Genomic DNA, 2,161 nt, shown 5'->3' on the forward strand with positions numbered 1-2,161 from the left:
TCCAGCAGGTCATAGGCCAGGACCGCGACTGGCGCATCCTCCAGGACCTTTTTGCTCAAGGTTTTGCGGCCGATGCGCTGTTGCAACAGCGCGAAGGGTTGCACCGCGTCTTTCCACACGACAATTTCGCCATCGATCACCGTGCCATCCGGCAGGCCGCTGACCAAGCTGTGCAGTTCGGGGAAGCGCTCGGTGACCAACTCTTCACCGCGCGACCAGACCCACAGGCGACCGTCGCGCTTGACCAGTTGCGCGCGAATGCCGTCCCACTTCCATTCCACCTGCCAGTCGGCGGGTGCGCCGAGCAAGGCGTCGAACTGCTCCACCGGTTGCGCCAGCCCATGGGCCAGAAAAAACGGATACGGCTGACCGCCGCGTTGCGCATGCTCGTCGGACGATTCGGCGGCGATCAGTTTGAGGTAGCCTTCGGCCGTAGGCCGGTTGGACAAATCGGTGTAGCCCACCAAGCGTTGTGCCACACGTTTGCTGTCCAGGTCGGCCATGGCGGCGAGGGCGCGGGTGACCAGCAGTTTGGACACGCCGACACGAAAACTGCCGGTGATCAATTTGATGCACACCATCAGGCTCGGCTGATCGAGCTGCGCCCATAACGCCGGCAGGCGTTCGGCCAATTCCAGCGGCGGCAGGCCACGCAGGGGCAGCAGCTTTTCCTCCAGCCACACTGCAAGCCCGTCTTCCGAGGTATAGGAGGATTCGGGCAACAACAGGGAAATGCTCTCGGCCAGGTCGCCTACCGACTGGTAACTTTCTTCGAATAACCAAGGTTCTATGCCCGATGCTGCGGTGGCCATGTCGCGCAGCAGACGGGTCGGCACCAATTGCCGGGGCCGCCCGCCGGAGAGGAAGTACACCGCCCAGGCCGCATCTTCGGGTGGCGCCTGGCGGAAGTAGGCTTGCAGCGCGGCCAGCTTGGCGTTGCTGGAGGTGGTGGCGTCGAGGTTGGCGTACAGCTCGGCGAAGGCTTTCATGCCGTGGCCTCTTCTTCGTCATCGCCGTATTCGGTGGTGAACCCTTGGGCGTCCAGGCCCTTTTCGCGCAGATGACGCACCAGAACGCCTACGGAACCATGGGTGACCATCACCCGTTCGGCACCGGTCTGTTCGATGGCCCACAGCAGTCCGGGCCAATCGGCGTGGTCCGAGAGCACAAAGCCTCGGTCCACACCGCGCCGCCGTCGCGTGCCACGCAGGCGCATCCAGCCGCTGGCGAAGGCGTCGCTGTAGTCGCCGAAGCGCTTGATCCAACTGCTGCCACCGGCGGACGGCGGCGCAATGATCAGTGCCTGACGCAGCAACGGGTCAGTCTTTTTAAAGTCCCCGGCATATAAGGTTTCGGGGATATAGATGCCGGCCTCGCGGTACACGCGGTTCAGCGGTTCCACCGCGCCATGGCTGAGAATCGGGCCGATGCTGGCGTCGATGCCATGCAGGATGCGCTGGGCTTTGCCAAAGGAGTAACAGAACAACACGCTGGCTTTGCCGGCCGCGATATTGGCCTGCCACCAATCATTGATGCCGGCAAAAATCTGCGCCTGGGGTTGCCAGCGGTAAATCGGCAGGCCGAAGGTGGATTCAGTAATAAAGGTGTGGCAACGCACCGGCTCAAAGGGCGCACAGGTGCCATCGGGTTCGACTTTGTAGTCGCCGGAGGCTACCCAGACTTCGCCCTGGTATTCCAGGCGCACCTGCGCGGAACCGAGCACATGCCCGGCGGGATGGAAACTCAGGGTGACGCCGTGGTGGATGAGTTTTTCGCCGTAGGCCAGGGTTTGCAGGTTGATGTCCTGGCCCAGTCGCGAACGCAGGATGCCTTCGCCGGGAGCGGCGGCCAGGTAATGCTGGTTGCCGGTGCGGGCGTGGTCCCCATGGGCGTGGGTGATGACGGCGCGGTCCACCGGGCGCCATGGGTCGATGTAGAAATCTCCCGCAGTACAATAGAGGCCTTCGGGGCGGGCGATGACAAGGTCCATGGGCGTGCCGGGGCAGTGGGCTTATCAGGTATGAGGGGAGCGAGACTTGAGAAGTTCTATCTAAATGCAGGCGATCAAATGTGGGAGCTGGCTTGCCTGCGATTGCGGTGTGTCAGTCGATTAATTAGTGACTGACACACTGTTATCGCAGGCAAGCCAGCTCCCACATTT

At 62.4% G+C, this 2,161-nt stretch carries 2 protein-coding genes; both read right to left on the minus strand.

Annotation, left to right across the window (positions count from 1 at the left end; all coding sequences use genetic code 11):
- Window positions 1–989 (minus strand): ATP-dependent DNA ligase (locus tag FEM54_RS31065; RefSeq protein WP_477749750.1); only part of this gene is annotated, 989 nt, incomplete at its 3' end.
- On the minus strand, window positions 986–1,990 hold the full coding sequence (locus FEM54_RS31070) for a ligase-associated DNA damage response exonuclease (RefSeq protein WP_138454122.1): 1,005 nt from the start codon (window positions 1,988–1,990) through the stop codon (window positions 986–988). The genes FEM54_RS31065 and FEM54_RS31070, both read right to left, overlap by 4 nt.
- Window positions 1,991–2,161 lie beyond the last annotated feature (171 nt).

It is taken from the genome of Pseudomonas edaphica, from assembly GCF_005863185.1.
Taxonomy (GTDB): Bacteria; Pseudomonadota; Gammaproteobacteria; order Pseudomonadales; family Pseudomonadaceae; genus Aquipseudomonas; species Aquipseudomonas edaphica.